Origin of the sequence: Streptomyces actuosus, assembly GCF_016921115.1 — a bacterium.
Classification (GTDB): Bacteria; Actinomycetota; Actinomycetes; order Streptomycetales; family Streptomycetaceae; genus Streptomyces; species Streptomyces actuosus_A.
The window spans coordinates 66,695-83,031 of record NZ_JAFFZS010000027.1 but is presented as its reverse complement, the minus strand read 5'-3'; the positions used below and the strand labels follow the sequence as shown (position 1 = coordinate 83,031).

Genomic DNA, 16,337 nt, shown 5'->3' with positions numbered 1-16,337 from the left:
GGGCGCTTTCGTGCGGGAGGCCGTACGGCCTGTGGTCCGAGCCGATCAGACTCCGTCGCCGGTGTGCGCCTCGGTGGCGACGGGCCGGCGGGTGTCGAGGTTGCGTGCGGCCTGTTCGAGCATGCGGCCGTTCATCCGGATGGACAGGCCCCGGGGCGTGAGCCGCGTAGCGGTGCGCAGCCTCCGGTCCGGGATCACCGTTGCGCGCCGCCTGCGCAGAGCGTCGAAGGCCTGGCGGACGGCGGTCTCCACGGGCAGGGGGCGCAGGGGCAGGCGCCCGCGGTCCAGGCCGAGGGAGTCGATGATCGGTGTGTCGACGTTGCCCGGCAGCATGACGGTGACGGCGACTCCGGCCGGGCCGAGTTCGTGGTGGAGTGCCTCGCCGAGGTGCAGCACGTAGGCCTTGGAGGCGCTTTCGTGCGCCATGTGCGGCAGGCCGTGAAGGGCTCCGAGGGCGGAGACGAGCAACATGGCACCCCCGCCGCGGGCGGTGAACCGGCGCCCGAACGCGTGGGCGAGCTCCAGGTGCGTGGTGGTGTTGAGGGTGAGGCGGGTCCTCAGGTCGTCGAGGTCCTGGTCGAGGAACAGGCCGGGGCGGCCCGCGCCGGCGTTGGACACGAGCAGGCCGACGTCGAGATCACCGACGGCGTGCAGCAGGGTGGCGGCGCCGTCGGTCCGGCTCAGGTCGACGGTGACCACCCGGTGCCGCACGCCGTGCTGCTCGGTGAGGCGGCGGCCCAGGTCCTCCAGGCGCCCGGTGGACCGGGCGGCGAGGACGAGGTGCACCCCCTCGGCGGCGAGGTGCTCGGCGACGGCCCTGCCGATGCCGGACGACGCTCCGGTGACGACGGCCCAGGGCCCGTAGTCGGAAACGGTGCTCATCGTGGAACTTCCTTCCGTGGAAGTGGGTCGGGGTGCGCCGGCCGGGACCGGCTGATCGGGTGCGCGGGGCGCGGGCCACGCGACTTGTGGCGGGGTGCCGTGCCGGGCGCCGCGAGCCGTCGGGCCCTCCCGGTCATCGCGCCGGGAGGTCGCCGGCCCAGCCGTCGGCGGGTGCGTGGCCCGGCTCGTCCGAGCGCGTTCGCCGCCTCCCCCGAGCGAGTCAGTTGGATGACTAACTTAAGCGGAGACGGGGGCGGCGGCGCAAGAGGTATCGTTCGGTTTGATGACTGACTCACAGCGGACCAGAGCCGGAGGCAAGCAGGAACGGCTCGTCAGGGCGGCATCCGAGCTGCTGCACGAGAACGGCGTGGCACGCACCTCGCTGGCGAAGGTGGCCGCCGCGGCGGACGTCCCGCTGGGCAACGTCTACTACTACTTCAAGACCAAGGACGAACTCGTCCAGGCGGTGATCGCCGCCCACGCCGAGGCGATCCGGGCCGAACTGGCCGGACTGGAGCGGCAGCACCCGCTCCCCCTGGACCGCCTGAAGGCGTTCGCCCGCTCCCTGACACGGTCCGGCGCACACGTGTCCCGCTACGGCTGTCCCCACGGCACGCTCTGCTCGGAACTCGGCAAGCGCGAGGACGGTCCGGGCGCCGCTGCTGCCGCCCTGATGGGCGAGTACGTCGACTGGGCGCAGGACCAGTTCCGGCTTCTGGGTCAGCAGGACGCGCGCGACCTCGCGCTCACCCTCGTCTCCGTCTTCCAGGGCGCGTCCCTGCTCGCCCACACCTTCCGGGATCCCGATGTCATGCGGGGACAGGCGGAGCAACTGGAGCGGTGGCTGGACATGGTCGGGCAGCCGCGGTGACGCGGTGTCACCGCGCCACCACCACGGCCTGCTCCGGACCCTGCGTACGGCGATCCCAGGGGCCCGCGCGGCACGCTGACCGTCCTCGCCCGCGCCCCGTAGGCGTTCGGGCCGAGCCGCGCCACCGCGTGAGCGGCGGGCGGTGGGCCGGGAAGTGGATCAACGGGGCCCCGGGCCCCTGCGGGGAGGGCGGCGGCAGGGCCTCGTCGTTCAGGCGGAGGCGCACAAGCGGAAAGACGGAGAAGCACGGAAACCGGGAATCAGAGAAGCCGAGGACGGGGGACGCCTGCGTCGCGGTCCGGCGTTCCTCGCGGCTGCCCCGGCGATCTGCGACCCGGTCGGCCGGATCTCAGGTGCGCCGGAAGAACTCCACCTCCGCGACCGCGACATGACGCCCCGGCGCGAGTCCGGTGACCGACCGCAGCACCAGCCGTACGGCCACCACGTCGTCGACGCCGGTGGGGACGGTCTGCGGACCCGGCTTGTCGCTGAGTGAGAGTGCCTCGTGGTGCACCGTGCCGTCCGCCGAGGTCATCTCCAGATCCATCCTCAGCGCCCGGGCCTCGCGCGCGTACTGCTGCGGCGACGTGGACGCGCCGTTGGTGACGATGACGTCGACCAGCCGGAACGGCTCGCCGAAGGTGAACGTCACCGAGGCACCGGCCCCGGGGGCGCCCCAGTAGTGGTTGCTCAGGCCGTCCGTCGTGTCCGTCGCCGGATGGGAGGGGACCTCGGCGCTCGCCGTGACGAGCGTCGGGGTGACGGCCGCGGCGCCGCCGAGCTTGTCCCGCGTGTCGCCGATCAGGGCACGCCCGGCCGGCAGCAGCAGGAACCCGGCCGCGCACAGCGCCGCGACGACGGCCAGGATCACCAGCAGACGCACCGCGCGACCGGACCCGGCCCGGACCCGGCGACGCAGCGGCCACACGGTCCGCCACCAGGGCAGCGGGGCGGGCGCCGGCGCCGGGGCCAGTGGGGCGGCGCAGCGGCGGCAGAACCGGCGGTCCGGCGGATTGTGCGTGCCGCACTCCCGGCAGGGACGACCCGCCACCTCTTCCGGCGCCTCGACGGGGCGTACGCGAGGACGCGGCGCGACCGGCCGCGCGGGCTGTACCGGCAGCACCGGCTCGGTGTGTGGACCGGCCCGTCCGTCCGACCCGGGAAGCCGGGGGCCGGGTGCGTCCGCGCCGGGGCCGCCGGAGACGTCCGCGCCGCCCGCCGGGGCCGCTTCCGGCGGGCTCGGCCGGTGCGGGCCGAAGGGGTCGCCGTCTCCGGGGGCATCGCCGTCGGGCAGGACACGGCCGGGTGCGTCGCCGGAGCGCGCCGCACGCGACCCCGCACGGCGCCACCTCCTGACGGAGGCGCCGCGTTCCTCCCCGGCCCCGCTTCCGGTGTGGTCGGCCGCGCCGGGGCCGGGCGCCCGCCTTCGGCCCGCGTCGTCCGGCGGCTCCTCCCCGGCCGGCCGTGGCGGCGCGCCAGGCACCGCGGCGTCGTGAGCAGCGGCAGCCGGCATCGCACCGTCCGCAACCGCGCTGTTCCCGGTCGCCTCGTCCCGAGCCGCCATGTCAGGCGCTGTCGTGTCAGGCGCTGTCACGTCCGGTGTCGCAACGTCCGGAGCAGCGGCCGAGGACGGCCCGGCGCTCGCGTCGGGCCGCGTACCGCTCGTGTCCGGACCCTCCCGGCCCTCCCCGCGGGCGCGTCCCGCGGCTCCGCCGCCCCGCGTGGACGGGGAGCGGGAGGCTGTGGTGCGGGAGGGCGCGGCGTGGGAGGCGGGAGGCTCGCCGCCCGCCGGGTCCGGCGACGGCCGTCCGTCCGACGGCGGGGCGTCCGCCCCGCCGGGCGGCGGGAGGGGTGCTCCGGAGGCGGTGGACCGGGAGGACGTGTCGGGCGCAGCGTGGGACCAGCCCAGGTACGTCCCGCAGTTGCGGCAGAAGTCGTCCGTGGGATCGTCGGCCGCGCCGCACGAGGGACAGGTGCGCACGAGATCACTCCCCGTCCCCGGCGGGCGGGCCGGGCAGGAACTCCACCCGGCACGAGACGTGCACGGGGCACAGCACCCGTACGGCCTTTCGGACCCGCGCCTCGTCCACGTCCGGGGTGCGGTCCGGCCACACCCGGACCACCACCTCGCCTGCCGCGCGCGGTGGCAGGGCGGCGCCCGCGGTACGCGACCACGCCGCCCCGCCGTCGCCGGTGACCTCCGCGTTCACCCCGAGGGTGAGCCGAAGCCGTTCGACCAGGCCGTGCCGGGTGCCGCGCCGGCGGTGCAGGTCCACCGCCTGCATCACCGCCGCACGGCGCAGTTCCGCGGGCCGGTGCTGGTCGTCGGCGGCGCCCACCCACGACGACAGCCAGGCGACGAAGTCGAGCGGTGCCACCCGGGGGTCGAGATAGGCGGGCAGGTTGTCGAGGGTGGAGAAGACCGGGGCCAGCACGGTGTCCAGCCCGGCGGTGAAACGCTGTGCGAAGTCGTCGTCGGCGTACAGCGCGGGCAGCAGACCCCCGATCGGATGCCGGCTCTCCAGGCCCGGCACGGCGGCGCGACTCATGACCGCCCCTCGGGTTCGAGGGCCTGCACGACGACCTGGTGCCGGTAGGAGAACACCAGCGCGCCCGGATCCACGTCGATCCGGTCGGCGGGCGCCCCGCGCCGGCCGGTGACCGGGTCGGCGGCGAACAGCCTGATCTCCTCCACCAGCGCGTCGCCGGTGGCGCGCTGCAGGACACCGAACACCTCCCCGTACTGCACCGCCCGGCCGAACGGCCACCCCGTGCCGTCCGGACCGCCGCGCAGCGGGTCGAGGTACCGGAACAGCGCGGTGAGCGCGGCGTCCCGCACCCGGTCGGTGTCGCCGGGCGGAGCCGCGAGGCGGGCGACGACGGTGACGCCCTGATAGAACGGCGGCTCCACCACCAGCCGCGTCCCGATCAACCGCCGCTCGTCCAGGCTCGCGGTGATCGCGGCCAGCACCTGGTCCGAAGGGATCAGCTGCTCGAACCGCAACCGGTCGCCCTCGTCGGCCACCGCGTCCGGCACCACCAGCACCCGCACCGCGCCCGCATCGGCCTCCCCGGCCGGCAGGCAGCGCACCCGGCGCACCGAGGGGGCCGCCTGCCGGCTGATGACCTCGTAGTCCTCGGCGGTGACCGCGCGCTCCTGCATCCGCAGCGCGCCCGGTGCCCGCAGCTTGGCGTTCTCGACGGTCTCGCCGGCCGCTCCGCCGCGCGCCGCCTCCCGGTTGCCCACCCGGGCGATGTAGGGCACGGAACTGCGCAGCACCGAGATCGCGCCACGGGCGACGTTGCCGGCCGGGCCGCCGCCGGTGCGGTACCGCGCCACCCGGATCCGGGCGCCCTTCTGCGGTACCGCGCCGCACAGCCGCAGTGTCCCGTCCGGTTCGCGCAACGCCGGGGGGAAGGAGAACGCGCCGGTCGTGGCGTCGACGGCGACGTGCCGGTCGTCGGGACCCGAGCGGCCGAAGTGCTCCACCACCTCCCACCGCTGCCATCCGTCGGCCGAGGAGACCTCCACCACCGGCGGCTCGCCGTCCAGGAGCACCGGAGGTCGGCCGAGACGGAACGTCTGGCCGGCGACACCCTCGGACGTGCCGAGCACCACGTCGCGGACGGTCTCGGCGTGTTCGGCGGAGGTGGTGCCGCCGACCGTGAACACCGTCGCCTCGCGCACCGTCGGGGACTCCGAGTAGAACGGCTGACCCGGCTCCGGTTCGGTGACACGGCAGCGCAGCCAGCCCGCCCTGGTCCCGCCGATCACGGACGCCGTGTGCCCGGGCGGCACGTGCACGAGGACCTCACCGGGCCGGTTCAGGCCGCCGGTGGTGTCCGATCCGGTCTCGCAGGCCTCCCAGCGGCTCCCGGTCCACGCCTCCCACACCAGCGGCGGCTGCCGCGGGTCGACGCCGACCCCCTCGACCCGGCTGTCCAGGCGGACCGCGAGCACGCAGTGCGGCACGGCGAGAGGCAGCCCGAACAACAGCGCGTCACCCGGCTCGGGGACCGCCTGGAAGCACGGCACGTCGCGGCCCTCGGCGAGTTCCGCGGTGCGGTCGGTCCGGTCACCGGTCCGGGGGACGGTCACCAGCCGCGTCAACTCGCTCGGCACGATGCGCAGCTCACCGGTGGTCGCGAAGACGACGGTCTCCTCCGTCTCGCCGTCCGCCGTGGACACCTCGGTGCCTGCGGGCAGGGTCACCGTGTCGTGCTGCGGCGCCGACAGCCAGAAGTCCACCTGCGTGCTCGCCGCGGCCGGCGGGAACAGGCGGACGCCCAGCAGGTCGAGGAAGGCGGTGTAGTTCTTGTCGGGCACGCGGTTCAACCGGTACAGCAACTGGTCCACGAGGTACGCGAACGTCTCGATCAGCGTGACACCCGGGTCGGACACATTGTGGTCGGTCCATTCCGGCGCGCGCTGCTGCACGTACCGCTTCGCCTCGTCGACGAGCTGCTGGAACCGCCGGTCGTCCAGGTTGGGGGAGGGCAGGGCCATCAGTCCGCGACCGCTTCCTCGGCCCCCTCCTCGGAGGGGATCGTGTAGAAGGGAAACACCAGATTGCGCCGGTCGTTGGTGGGTCGCACCGTGTAGCGCACGTCGATGTAGAGGGTTCCGTCGTCGACCGCGTCGAAGGCGACCACCACGTCGTCCACCGTGATCCGCGGCTCCCAGCGCTCCAGCGCCTCACGCACCTGCCGGGCGATCCGCCCCGCGGTGGCGCCGTCGCCGGGTGCGAAGACGAAGTCGTGGATGCCGCAGCCGAATTCCGGCCGCATCGGGCGTTCACCGGGTGCGGTGCCGAGGATCAGCCGGATCGCCTCCTCGATCTCCCGTTCCCGTTCCACCATGCCGATCCCGCCGGTCGGCCCGACCCGCAGGGGGAACGCCCACCCGCGCCCGATGAACCGCTCGCTCACAGCACGCCGCCGATCTGCACGTTCACCGCGCCCAGCTGGACGATCGCGCCGCACACGGTGCGGTCGCCGGCCCGCGCGGCCGGCAGCCCGCCGATGAGTACCTCGCCCGAGGCGACGGCGGCCGGATCGGGGGTGATCACGTCGGTCGGGCCCAGGGCCGCGTGCGGGGGCATCGGGCAGGTGTGCAGGCTGCCCACGACGGCCGCGGGACGGCCGCCGATCAGCACGCGCGCCACCGCCGCGGCGGCGCCGGGCGGAGGCGTGGTGATGACACCGCCGTGACTGGTGGGGTCGCCGGTACGGGCTGCGGCGGGCATGCCGGGCTCCTCGGAGAGTGGTCGGGGCCTCAAGGACCGCGTGATGGGAACGAGTTGCAGGGAGCAGGGAGCAGGGAGCAGGGAGCAGGGAGCAGGGAGTGCGGAGGGCGCCGTGCGGCGTCAGTTGATGCGGACGAGTCTCGCCTTCAGCACCCCCAGCAGACCGCCGTCGAGGGTGAGGTCCGCCCGTCCCGCGACGTTCACGGTCTCGCCGCCGACCCGGACCGCCGTGTCGGCGTCGATGGTCACGGCGCCGCCCTTCAGGGTGACCGTGCCGCTGCCCGCGTCCAAGGTGATGCCGCGGGTGTCCAGCCGCACCGAGGACAGCGGCCTCCGGCCGCCCGCCGCGTACACCGTGAGCTCGATCCTGTCGTCCCGGTCGTGCAGCAGGACCTCCAGCCGCCGGTCGGCGGTGCGCAGCCGCACGCCGGACGGGCCCGGGGCCCTGGCGTCGAGCAGTTCGACCCGGTGGCCCGAACGGGACACCACCGAACGGCGGTTGATCGTGCCGCTGGTCGCGTCCACCAGCGGCACGTCGTGCGGTGACGGCTCGTCCACACCGTTGTAGAGGCCGCCGATGACGTACGGCCGGTCCAGCAGACCCTGCTCGAACCCGACCAGCACCTCGTCGTTGACCTCCGGGCTCACCACGCCCCCACCGCCCTTGCCGCCCCACTGGACCGTGCGTACCCAGTCGGTCACGTAGGTGTCGTCCAGCCAGGGGAACCTCAGCCGCACCCCGCCGCTCTGGGCGCCGCCGGGCTCCCGCACGTCGGTCACCACGCCGATCGCCAGGCCCGGTACGCGGGGGCTGCGTCCGGGTGCGTTCGCGCCGGTCACCAGACCCGCCAGGGACCGGTCCCAACCGGCGCCGACCCACACCGTGGTCCGGTAGCCGCCGTGCGGTTCCACACTGTGCTGCACCGCCGTCGCCGTGTACCGGCCGGAGAAGGCCTCGCCCACGTTCCCGAGCGCGACCGGGCGGCCCGCCCGCAGCCGGGGATTGCCCTCGGCCACCGCCTCCAGCTCCGCGAAACCGGCGCTCATCCGCCCGGCGACCGCTCGCGCGACCGCCGTCGTCTCGGCCTGCGTGCGGTAGGGCGTGTCCGCCACGGTCAGCTTCGCCGACCGACCGAACCGGACCGCGGACTCCGGGGCCAGTCCCGGCAGCACCGTCTCGCCGGCCACCGACGGGTGCCGGGCCACCAGCGGGGTCTTGGTGGTGACGTCCCAGCCGCGCACCTCGACCGAGGACGCCCCGTCCGCACCCGACAGCGAGGCCCGCAGCGCCAGCAGGTTCCGCCCGTACTCCAGCACCATCGGGTCCTGCGTCGCCGGCGTCGACGGCGCCGGCGCGGCCGAGGCCTTCGCCGGCCGGGTGAACTGCACCACGCCCTGGTCGTCCACGCGTACCTGCGCGCCGCTCTCGCCCGCCAGGTACTGCAGGAACTCCCAGTCGGACACGTTCGGCTGAGACAGGTGCCGATAGGTGACCGGCGCCGCCTCCACCGTCCCGCAGGCGAGCCCGGCGCCCGCGACCACCTTGCGGACGATCGCGGCGGCCGTCATGTTCCGGAACGCCGCCACCTTGCGGCCGCGCTGGAGCCGGTGCGCCCTGGAGTAGGCCCGCACCACGGTGAACGAGCCGGTGCTGTCCCGGTCGATCTCCACTGCCGTGACCTCGCCGTCGAACAGCCGCTCGCGCGCCTGCCCGGAGACCGTCATCACCGACACCCGCAGCGGTGTGCCGAGGGTGATCCCGGTCGACCTCAGGAACTCGTGGTCGGGGTCCCGGTAGCTGACCACCGCCGTGTCCGGGAGGCCGACGTTCTCGTCCACCACACAGCTGACCAGCTGCGCCGCCCAGATCTGCGGCAGTTCGCCGGGCGCCTCCACGATCGGGTCCGCGGCGAACGACCGGCCGCCCCGTGCCTCGGGTGTGCTCACCGCTCCTCCTCACCGTCCGGGTCCGCCGGCCCCGGCACCACCAGTTCCGTGCCGGGCACCAGGGCCATCGGGTCGTCGATCCCGTTCGCCTCCGCGATGACCCGCCACGCCGTCGCGTCGCCGTACTCCCGCCAGGCCAGCATCGCCAGGCTGTCCCCGGCCACCACGAGGTGCGTGCTGCGGGCCGAGCGCGCACCGGAGGTCGGGTTCTGCCCCGGGGGGTCCACGCTCGCCTCCTGGACCGACAACGCGCACGTCGCCCTGAGCGGACTGCCGTCCACGTCGAACAGCGTGTACGTCACCGACAGGCTCGACAGCACCCCGTCGAACGACGTCGTGCGGGCGGTGCCCCACTCGAACCGCACCCACGGGCTCGCCGGCTTCTTGCGGGCGAGGCTCGCCGGGGTCGGCACACACCCCTTCATGAGCTTCTCCACCGCCTGCTCGACGGAGTTGTCGTGGGTGGCGGTGGCGTCGAGGAAGACCTCCAGGCTCAGTTCCCGCGGCCCGCTGCCGACGAACTCGGGCAGCGCCGACGCCCCGGCCATCCGCGACGGGCTGCGCCGCCACTCGGTGGTCTTGCGCAACTGGAGCGTGGTCGGGTTGAACCGCAGGTTCAGCCGTGCGATCGTCCCGCCGGGTCTCGCCCCGACCGTCGCCGGCGGTTCCTTCAGCGTCAGCTGGGCCCTGGCCCGGCCGGCGCGGCCGATGGGGGACATACCGGGGACTCCTTCCGTAGGATCCTGGCGGGGGCGGTACTCGCCGGTGACGGGTTGTCAGGACGGCCGCAGGCCTTCGTGGGCGATCTCCAGCGTCTCCACGGCCGGCTGGGAGGAGGACGGGTCGAAGGACGGCCCCTGCCAGCGCACCGGCACGATCCCCAGCACCTGCCAGCTGATGATCCGGGTCAAGTCCGGTTTCAGGGCGACGATCTCACCGTCCTTGGGCTCCACCCGCCGCAGCGTCTCGTCCAGCCAGCGGCCGATCTTCGCCGTGTCGGCGGTGACCGGCCGGGTGAGCGTGATGTTCGACCACGTGACCCGGCCCGGCAGCTGCCAGGTGAACCCGTTGTTGCCGCCCTCGGCGTAGCTCTCCATCTCCACCTCCGCTCCCATGCCGGAGCAGGTGTGGAAGGCCCCCAGGTCGTTGCCGCCGATCGCGAGCCGGAAGAACACGCTCGTCGCGAAGATGCTGTCCGTCATCCGTTCTTCTCCGTCTTCTCCGCTCCGTGCCCTCAGCGGCGTCCGTCGTGCGGACGGCCCGCGCGTTCCCGCCCGCGCCGCAGGTCGGCGCGGAGCAGCCGGGCCATCGGGTCCAGCAGGCGCCGCGCGAGGTCGTCCAGGTCGGCTCCGGCGTCCGGCGTGGCGGCCGGCGCGGGCGCGGGCGGCGCCGAGGTCTGCCGCTGCCGTCCCTGGGCGGGTACCGCCGTCCCGGGCACCCCGGCGGGAAGCGCGGCGGGGGCCGCGTCCGCGCCCGCTCCGGACCTGTGCCGCTGGACGACCGGCACCGCTGCGCCGACGGCGGGTCCCGGAGCCGCCGAGCCGACAGCAGCGGTGCGCACGACGGGCACCGGTGGGCCGGGCACCGCCGGGGCGGACGCGCGGTCCTGGAGCGGAGCCCCCGACGGGCCGGCCACCGGCAGCGCCTGCGGGCGCGCCGTCGCCTCCCCGCCGGCCGCCGCCCTTTGGACGAGCGGATGCGGGCGTACGACGGGTACGGTCCCGCCGGGCCGAGGCGGACCGCTCGTGCCGGACGGCGGCGCGTTCGCGCCCGACGACGCAGCGACGGCGGGGGACGGCCACACCCGGGGTGCCGTGGCGTGCCCGTCACGGGCCGGCCCCGTGGCGGCGCCCGTCACGGGCGTGTCCCGCGCGCCCGGTGCCTGATCCGTCCCACGGGGCCAGGACGCGGCGACGACGGGGCGTCGAGCGCCCCCTTCCGCGGAGGGCGACCGAGTGTCTTCCGGCACGCGGGTGCGGACGGCGAGCGGGCGCGCGGCGAGCAGCGGGACGACGTGGGGCGCGGCCGGCCCGGACGGCGCCGCGGGCCGCCCGGTCGTGAGCGGTTCCCGGACGGCGACCGGGCCGTGCCCCCGCATCCCGCCGGGCCCGGTGACCGCCCGGGCCACGGCCACGGGACCCGGCGCGCTGCGGCTGCCGGCGACCGGTCCCGCCGCGCGGGTGCCGGAGGCCGGTCCGGGCGCGCGGGCGCCGTCGCGGACCCGCCCACGGGCCGGTGAGCGGGCCGGCGTCGGCGCATCACCGACCGCCGCCCCACCGCCGGGTGAGCCGTCCGGTGCCCGCTGCACGGCCGGGCGGTGCACGGCAGCGGACACGCGCGGGGCGGATCCGGGCGCTGCTTCCGCCGGGGGTGCCGACCGGGCGCCCCCGCGCGTCACGAGCGGTGCGGCGCCTGCCGCGCCGGTGTCCGGCGGCGGGCCCGCGGCCCCGCGGGCCGGTACCGCATCCCCCGCGCCGGCGGGAGATCCGGCGGCCGGGCTGCGCTGTACTGCGGGCACCGCACCCAGGAGAGGGGCGGTGCCCGTCCCCGAGGGGCGTTCGGGTGTGCCCGACCCGCTACCGCGGTTCACCCGGGCAGGCCGGACGGCCGGGGCGCCCGGGGTGTCCCGGACGTCCGGGCGGCCGCCGGGAGCACCGCGGTCGTCGACGGCGCCCGGCGTCCGGGGAGCGCGGGCCGCGGCCCGGAGCACGTCGGCGGTCGGGGGCAGCGCGGGCAGAGGCGCGCCCAGACCGCCGCGGGCCCGTGCCCCGCCCGGACCGGACCGGGCGACACCGCGCCCCGGCGCGGACTGCGCAGCCGGGGGCGGCACGGCACCGTGGCTCGCGGGCGCCGCAGGGTCCCCCTCGTGCGGGACCGGTGGGGCAGCAGGCGAGTCCGGCCGCCGCTGGACGACGGGCAGCACGGGCCCCGCCGCCGGGCGGGCGCCGGCCGCCGGGCCGGACGCCTCGGGAGTCATGGGGGTCAGGGGCTCCGCCGTGGCGGGGAGCGCCTTCAGGGGCGCGCCCAGCGGGCCCCGGCCGTCCGTCCGGTCCGGGGCCGCGGCGCGCTGCACGGGCGAGGCGGCTGGGGGAGCCCCGGCGGCGGCTGCCGTGGGCCGCGGCCCCGGACCGGCGGCCCGGGACTGGGCGGCATACGCGGTCCCGCCGCGGCCGCCCTCAAGAACGGCGTCGGTGACGGTGCCGCGAACCGCCTCGGGCCGCAGGGCCGCGAGCCGGCGCGACGCCCGGCCGGTGGCCCGCCGGGCCACGGTCAGCGGGGGACCCAGCGGCCGCGGACGCACCGTCACCGCGTGTCCATCGCGCAAGCCCTCGCCGTCCTCCACGGCGGGCTCGTTCGCCGCGGGTGTACCGCCGCCGATCCCCCCGGGCGCCGCCGCCCGTCCTCGCGCCGGGGAGGGGGACAGCGCGGTGGTCCCGGGTGCCGGTGCCCTGCGGGGGCCGTTCGGCACCACGGCCACCCGGCGGACCGGGGGAATCTCCGGTTCGGCGAGCGGGCGGCCGGTGCCGTCCGCCCGGGCCGTCCGCCCGGCGGACCCGGCCGGGGCCCGCTGGACGAGCGGCGTCGGGGCCGCGAGGGGCGGGCGGGGACCGGCGGTCGCGGCCGCACGGTCGGGCGCGACCGCCGCCGAGCGCCGGGCCACGGGCGCCACGGCCGTGCCCCCGCCGTCGGCCGCACCGGAGGGGCGCGCGCTCGCCGGAGCGTTCCGGGAGGAAGCCGTGCCGGCCCCCCGGGTGTCCGTACGGCCCTGTGCCGCGGGCGTGTTCACCGCATCGGCCCCCGCGGGGGTGCGGGAGCCGCCGCCCGCCCGGCGAACCGGTCCGGAGCCGTCGGCCGTCGGCGTGGTCGGTGTCGCCCCCGCGGATCTCCCGCGCGGCGCCCGGGGGGTCTGCGGCGCCGGGGCCTCTCCCGATGAGGTCGCGGTCCCGGCCTCCGCCTGTGGACGCGCCGCCCGCAGCAGCAGCGGTCCGCCGTCGGCATGCACCGCGCGCGGCAGCGCGGGACCGGCGATGCCGTGGGCGAGACCGACCGGAGCGGAGGGCAGCAGGGCGTGGCCGAGACCGGTGCCCAGGGCCGGGTTCTGCCACGACGCGAGCGACGAGCGGAAGGCGAGCCCGTCGCTGACGCCGAGCGGGGCGCGGGCCACGGTCAGTGCGGGCGCCGGCGTGCGGCGCCAGCCGCCGTCCCAGTCGCCCGGCACGACCGGGCCTGCCGCGCCGGGGACGGACGTACCTCCCGCGCCCGGCGCGGCAGGCCCGGTCGTGCCGGTGGTCCCCGGGACGGCCGCATCCCCCGTCCCCGGGCCGGAAGCGTTCCCCGCGCCCGGTGCGTACCCGGCCGCGTCCCCGAGGCGCGGCCGGCGGCGCAGTCTGTCCCGCCATGCCATGTGACTCAACCGCCCTCGTTCACTCGGGTGTTGATGCGGGCGATCTCGGACACCCACCGCCGGCGCTCTGCGTGGGTGAGGCCGAGGATCTCCTCGCGCTGCCAGTGGAAGTGGTAGGCGACGTACGCGATCTCCTCGTGGAGCCGGGGGAGTGCGTACGTCACGATTCCCCCAGGCGCCCACCCGAGAGGTCGACCTCGAAGGCGCCCTCGCAGTGCGGGCAGGTCACCGCCGCGCGCGTGTGCCCCTCGCTGTTGACGCGGCGGTAGAAGTCCTGGAGGAACGCGACATCGGTGGCGTACATCCGCTCCACGACCCCTGCGTGCACGTCCGTGACGGTGCCGAGCCGGGTGATGACCTGGCTCAGCAGCACCACGCTCAGGTAGGCCGGGTTCTCCTTGACCCGCAGGTCGATCTGCGGCCGCAGTTCGTCGCGGGCGGTCGCCAGCCGCATCGCGCCGTGCCGGTGCACGGTGCCCGTCTCGTCCACGTAGCCGCGCGGGAGCTCGAACTCGAACTCCGTGCGCAGCCCGTGCTCCTCGTGTGTCGCGGGGCGGGCGGCCGGGGCCTGCGGCTGGTCGGCGGCCGGGACGGGCGCCGTCACCTCCAGGATCTCCTCCAGATTGCCCGCCGTCACCGTACGGCGCCTCATTCGACGACGATCTCCTCGAACACGATCGTGACGGTCTCCGTGGCCGCCGCGGACTCCCCGGCCCGCAGTGACGGGCCCTCCCAGCGGGACGCCCAGCCCTGCATCAGCTGGATGCGGCGGACCGTGTCCCCCTTGGAGTCCTTGATCTCGATGGTCAGGTTCTGCCGCGCGGTGTCGACGGCCCCGTTGTTGAGGGTCTCCTTGATCCACTGCGTGAACTCGCTGCTCTGGTCGAGCCCCCGGGTGATCGTGATCTCACCGGCCTGCCGGGCTCCCGGCTGCTTCCGGATGATCTGCTTGCCCTCCGAGCTGACCTGCCGGACCTCGACGACCTCCTCCTCGACGGTGAGCCCGCTGATCTCCTGGATCGACTCCACCATGTAGCCGCCGAGCTGCACGCCGAAGACATGGGTGGAAAGAGCATCGCCCTCTGCCATGACTGACTGTCACCTTCCCTGGACCGACCCGCGGGTCACTCGTCGACGATGCTGGTGCTGTCGGAGAACTGGGCCAGCCGGAACACCACGAACTCGGCGGGCCTGACCGGCGCGACCCCGATCTCGCAGACCACCCGCCCCTGGTCGATCGACTCCTGCGGATTGTTGGAGCGGTCGCACCTCACGTAGAACGCCTCCTCGGCGGTGCGGCCGAAGAGCGCGCCCCGGCGCCATTCCTCGGTGAGGAACGCGGTGACGTTGCGCCGGACGCTCGACCACAGCCGGTCGTCGTTCGGCTCGAAGACCACCCACTGGGTGCCCAGCAGGATGGATTCCTCCAGGTAGTTGAACAGGCGACGGACGTTCAGATACCGCCACGCCGGGTCCGACGACAGAGTGCGGGCGCCCCACACCCGGATCCCACGCCCGGGGAAGGCGCGGACGCAGTTCACACCGATCGGGTTCAGCAGATCCTGCTCGCCCTTGCTGAGTCGCAGCTCCAGGTCCACCGCGCCCCGGACCACCTCGTTGGCGGGCGCCTTGTGCACACCGCGCTCGGCGTCGCTGCGCGCCCACACGCCCGCGATGTGGCCGCTCGGCGGGACGGTGGTGTTGCGGCCGGTCGCCGGGTCGAAGACCCGCACCCACGGGTAGTAGAGGGCGGCGTACCGGGAGTCGTAGCCCGCTTCGTCGTTGCGCCAGGCCCGCACCTGCTGCGCGGTGAGCCCGGGCGGGGTGTCCAGGACCGCCACCCGGTCGCCCATCTGCTCGCAGTGGGAGATCACCGCGAGCTGCACGGTGCGCACGCCCTCCGCGTCGATGTCGCCGCGCTGATGGGCACCCATCAGATCCGGCACCGCGACCATCGTGATCTCGTCGATGGCCTCCAGGCCGCCGAACCCGGTCCGGGCGGCGATGTCGCCGACGTACTCGGCCGGATCGTGCCGCGCCACCTCACCGGAGGCGGGCGCCGCGGGCGCGGCGGGCGCGTCGGGCAGTGTCACCGTCTGCGCGGCCGGCCGGGTCTGGGCGGACTCGCGCTGCTCGGTGACCTCGACCAGCTTGGAGGCGCGGAGCTGGGTGACGACGTACCCCTTGACGTTCTTGCGCGTGGACACGTCGTAGGTCTCCACGACCTGCTCGCCCTGGCGGACCAGGAGCCGGAAACGGTCCTCGGGCGGGTTCTCCCCGTCCGGGGCGGCTATCTCCACGGACAGACCCGAGGCGCCGGGCCGGGCCGCCACCAGGAATCCGCCGAGCGGCACCGGCCGCGCCGCCGCCGGCGCCCCCGGGGACTCCCGGGGGCCGCCGGCCGGCGCGCGGGACTCGCCGATCCGCACCACGTAGGCGGCGCCCCCGCCGTTGGCGAAGTAGCCGTACACCGCGTGTGCCAGACAGGTGCCCTCGGTGAAGCCGCCGAAGAGCTGGACGTACTGGTCCCAGTTGGTGACCAGCGTCGGTTCGTGGAACGGGCCGGTCCGGGCGAACCCGACGAACGCGGCGACGGCGGTGCCGACCCCCTCGATCGGACGGGCACCGGACTGCACCTCCTCCACGTAGACGCCCGGGGTGAGGTACGTCGGCATGCGTGCTCCTTCGTGTCCCATGGTCACCTGCGTCGATGCCGAGTCTCCGAGGCCGTTCCGGCGCGGCGCCAGGGGCGAGGGGACCTGGCCGGGGGCAGCCGCGCTGCCTTTTGGGACGCCCTCCCGGCACGTGGGACGCCGCCCGCTCCGCCTACCACGCTGTGACCGGAGTGGCGTACGGGGCGGCCGGCCGGGCAGGCGGCGCCGGGCCGTGAGGCAGCCCGGGTTCCCCATCGGGCAGCCGCGCCGCCCCCGGGACGGTGCCCGGCGCCCTGGAAGGCGGGCCGGGGAACCGGGACCGTGTGGGAGAC

Annotated in this window: 15 protein-coding genes; 1 reads left to right on the top strand and 14 read right to left on the bottom strand. The window is 75.7% G+C overall.

Annotation, left to right across the window (positions count from 1 at the left end; all coding sequences use genetic code 11):
* Positions 1-45: 45 nt before the first annotated feature.
* A complete protein-coding gene (locus JS756_RS26620; RefSeq protein WP_205385749.1) occupies positions 46-882 on the bottom strand; it encodes an SDR family NAD(P)-dependent oxidoreductase in 837 nt (278 codons plus the stop codon).
* A 283-nt stretch (positions 883-1,165) separates the two neighbouring features.
* Between JS756_RS26620 and JS756_RS26615 the strand changes: the two genes are divergently transcribed.
* Positions 1,166-1,753 (top strand): TetR/AcrR family transcriptional regulator, encoded by a 588-nt coding sequence (locus JS756_RS26615; RefSeq protein ID WP_205385748.1) that lies wholly within the window; start codon positions 1,166-1,168, stop codon positions 1,751-1,753.
* 349 nt (positions 1,754-2,102) lie between these two features.
* Here the strand turns inward: JS756_RS26615 and JS756_RS26610 are convergent, their stop codons facing one another.
* The 13 genes from JS756_RS26610 to JS756_RS26550 all read right to left on the bottom strand — a co-directional run bounded on the left by JS756_RS26610 (position 2,103) and on the right by JS756_RS26550 (position 16,026).
* Positions 2,103-2,636: an NADase-type glycan-binding domain-containing protein gene (locus tag JS756_RS26610; RefSeq protein WP_240204405.1), complete on the bottom strand. Its 534-nt coding sequence runs from the start codon at positions 2,634-2,636 to the stop codon at positions 2,103-2,105.
* A 1,102-nt stretch (positions 2,637-3,738) separates the two neighbouring features.
* Positions 3,739-4,302 (bottom strand): phage tail protein, encoded by a 564-nt coding sequence (locus JS756_RS26605; protein WP_205385746.1) that lies wholly within the window; start codon positions 4,300-4,302, stop codon positions 3,739-3,741.
* Positions 4,299-6,260, bottom strand: coding sequence for a putative baseplate assembly protein (locus JS756_RS26600; protein WP_205385745.1), 1,962 nt, complete (start codon positions 6,258-6,260; stop codon positions 4,299-4,301). The genes JS756_RS26605 and JS756_RS26600 overlap by 4 nt, the downstream gene beginning before the upstream one ends.
* Positions 6,260-6,682: a GPW/gp25 family protein gene (locus tag JS756_RS26595; RefSeq protein ID WP_205385744.1), complete on the bottom strand. Its 423-nt coding sequence runs from the start codon at positions 6,680-6,682 to the stop codon at positions 6,260-6,262. Before JS756_RS26595 ends, JS756_RS26600 begins: the two co-directional genes overlap by 1 nt.
* Positions 6,679-6,999: a PAAR domain-containing protein gene (locus tag JS756_RS26590; RefSeq protein ID WP_205385743.1), complete on the bottom strand. Its 321-nt coding sequence runs from the start codon at positions 6,997-6,999 to the stop codon at positions 6,679-6,681. Before JS756_RS26590 ends, JS756_RS26595 begins: the two co-directional genes overlap by 4 nt.
* Before the next feature lie 120 nt (positions 7,000-7,119).
* Positions 7,120-8,946 (bottom strand): VgrG-related protein, encoded by a 1,827-nt coding sequence (locus JS756_RS26585; protein ID WP_205385742.1) that lies wholly within the window; start codon positions 8,944-8,946, stop codon positions 7,120-7,122.
* Positions 8,943-9,665 (bottom strand): CIS tube protein, encoded by a 723-nt coding sequence (locus JS756_RS26580; RefSeq protein ID WP_205385741.1) that lies wholly within the window; start codon positions 9,663-9,665, stop codon positions 8,943-8,945. Before JS756_RS26580 ends, JS756_RS26585 begins: the two co-directional genes overlap by 4 nt.
* A 57-nt stretch (positions 9,666-9,722) precedes the next feature.
* Complete coding sequence (locus JS756_RS26575) at positions 9,723-10,148, bottom strand: phage tail protein (RefSeq protein ID WP_205385740.1); 426 nt, start codon at positions 10,146-10,148, stop codon at positions 9,723-9,725.
* 32 nt (positions 10,149-10,180) lie between these two features.
* The gene (locus JS756_RS26570) at positions 10,181-13,165 is read right to left on the bottom strand and encodes a hypothetical protein (protein WP_205385739.1); all 2,985 of its coding nucleotides are present in this window, start codon (positions 13,163-13,165) and stop codon (positions 10,181-10,183) included.
* 191 nt (positions 13,166-13,356) lie between these two features.
* Entirely contained in the window at positions 13,357-13,515 is a 159-nt protein-coding gene (locus JS756_RS26565; RefSeq protein ID WP_205385738.1) for a DUF6760 family protein, read from the bottom strand.
* On the bottom strand, positions 13,512-14,003 hold the full coding sequence (locus JS756_RS26560; RefSeq protein ID WP_205385737.1) for a hypothetical protein: 492 nt from the start codon (positions 14,001-14,003) through the stop codon (positions 13,512-13,514). Before JS756_RS26560 ends, JS756_RS26565 begins: the two co-directional genes overlap by 4 nt.
* Positions 14,000-14,440, bottom strand: a complete 441-nt coding sequence (locus tag JS756_RS26555) for a phage tail protein (RefSeq protein ID WP_205385736.1) — start codon at positions 14,438-14,440, stop codon at positions 14,000-14,002. Before JS756_RS26555 ends, JS756_RS26560 begins: the two co-directional genes overlap by 4 nt.
* Before the next feature lie 35 nt (positions 14,441-14,475).
* Positions 14,476-16,026 (bottom strand): phage tail sheath family protein, encoded by a 1,551-nt coding sequence (locus JS756_RS26550; RefSeq protein ID WP_205385735.1) that lies wholly within the window; start codon positions 16,024-16,026, stop codon positions 14,476-14,478.
* Between the last annotated feature and the right edge of the window lie 311 nt (positions 16,027-16,337).

Coding starts and splice junctions, on each gene's coding strand:
- JS756_RS26620 (WP_205385749.1), bottom strand. CDS start 882: ATGAGCACCGTTTCCGACTACGGGCCCTGGGCCGTCGTCACCGGAGCG.
- JS756_RS26615 (WP_205385748.1), top strand. CDS start 1,166: ATGACTGACTCACAGCGGACCAGAGCCGGAGGCAAGCAGGAACGGCTC.
- JS756_RS26605 (WP_205385746.1), bottom strand. CDS start 4,302: ATGAGTCGCGCCGCCGTGCCGGGCCTGGAGAGCCGGCATCCGATCGGG.
- JS756_RS26600 (WP_205385745.1), bottom strand. CDS start 6,260: ATGGCCCTGCCCTCCCCCAACCTGGACGACCGGCGGTTCCAGCAGCTC.
- JS756_RS26590 (WP_205385743.1), bottom strand. CDS start 6,999: ATGCCCGCCGCAGCCCGTACCGGCGACCCCACCAGTCACGGCGGTGTC.
- JS756_RS26580 (WP_205385741.1), bottom strand. CDS start 9,665: ATGTCCCCCATCGGCCGCGCCGGCCGGGCCAGGGCCCAGCTGACGCTG.
- JS756_RS26575 (WP_205385740.1), bottom strand. CDS start 10,148: ATGACGGACAGCATCTTCGCGACGAGCGTGTTCTTCCGGCTCGCGATC.
- JS756_RS26560 (WP_205385737.1), bottom strand. CDS start 14,003: ATGAGGCGCCGTACGGTGACGGCGGGCAATCTGGAGGAGATCCTGGAG.
- JS756_RS26555 (WP_205385736.1), bottom strand. CDS start 14,440: ATGGCAGAGGGCGATGCTCTTTCCACCCATGTCTTCGGCGTGCAGCTC.
- JS756_RS26550 (WP_205385735.1), bottom strand. CDS start 16,026: ATGCCGACGTACCTCACCCCGGGCGTCTACGTGGAGGAGGTGCAGTCC.